Origin of the sequence: Methylobacter sp. BBA5.1 (genome assembly GCF_000746145.1) — a bacterium.
Lineage (GTDB): Bacteria > Pseudomonadota > Gammaproteobacteria > Methylococcales > Methylomonadaceae > Methylobacter > Methylobacter marinus.
This window is the reverse complement of the sequence record NZ_JQKS01000089.1, coordinates 1-1,162: the sequence shown is the minus strand read 5'-3', so window position 1 is coordinate 1,162 and position 1,162 is coordinate 1. Positions and strand designations below refer to the sequence as shown.

The 1,162-nt window shown below is 52.4% G+C and carries 1 protein-coding gene; it reads left to right on the top strand.

Annotated features, from left to right (window positions below):
* The first annotated feature begins 400 nt into the window (after window positions 1–400).
* Complete coding sequence (locus tag EK22_RS21835) at window positions 401–1,102, top strand: hypothetical protein (RefSeq protein ID WP_051962026.1); 702 nt, start codon at window positions 401–403, stop codon at window positions 1,100–1,102.
* The last annotated feature ends 60 nt before the right edge of the window (window positions 1,103–1,162 follow it).

Sequence of the window (1,162 nt, the reverse complement as noted above, 5' to 3'; positions counted from 1 at the left end):
GAACGGTTGTCGAGATTTTGCGCGTTAAACATGCGGCGCAGCAGTGGCCTTAACTGGTCGCTGATGAAGCTCTCGTATAATGTATTATACGGGCCGCAAACCGTTGATTAGCAAGGTTTGCGATTAAGTTAATGATGAGTTATAGTAAAGGCGTTTTAAGGCGCTAGGGTTCCGAAGGAAGCTGGAAACTATGCGTGAGAAGAAAAACAAAAAAATAAGCCCCTGAACATCTATGAAGCCGTCGTATATATATCTTGCCGGATGTATTTTCGACTTCATAAACACGCAGGGGCGCAGAACTTACGGGGAAAATTTAGCATAATGCGTATACATAATCAAACTGATTCGTCCTTAATGGCGAATCGCCCTCACGACACTGGCCGGCAAGAAGACAGGCTATGTGTCAAATAATCTAATCCTTGGCAATAAATGCGGCCATAGCCCGGACGCTCCCCGGTTTTTCTCAGCGCCGGAAAAACACGCTAAACGCCCTGAAATCCTGCGTCGCGCTCAAGTCGCCATTCAAGACTATTTCAGAAAGCCCGAAATCTTGCCGCTGTTAAACGCAGCGAATCAGTCGGATCGTCAACAGCGCAGCGAGCGCCGCGAGGCTTGCATTGATATTCTTGCCTGCATATTGCATTACACCGATCTGGTCACGCTTCGCGTCGCCATCCCGCAGCCGGACGGCTCGACCGCTGGCCTTACCATGCCTTACCTTGCCGCTCTCTCGGGCTTAGGCGAGCGCCGGGCCGAGCGGGCGATCCGCGATCTGAAAGCGGCGGGCATCATCACTGTTCACCCGATCTGTGAAAAACTGAAGGACGGAACCTACAAAGGTCAGGCCGCGATCCGCACCGTTAGCAAGCATTTATTCACGGTTCTAGGCTTCTATGACTGGCTAAGGCATGAACAACGCAAGGCGCAAGAGCGGCGAATGAGTAAAATCGAGAAAAAGCGTCGTAAGGCCTTGGCTAACGTCCAGATGGGGATCAATGCGGCCAACCTTAACACGCCGGAACGTACCGGCCATATGGCATCCGCAGCGGAGCATATCGCCTCTATGAAGGCGGCTCTAAAGCGCCGTCCACCGCCAGCCTAACCCATACCCACCCATAGCCCTTAAAAACGCGATCCTGAGCGCGTACGGCCCTCTATTGCC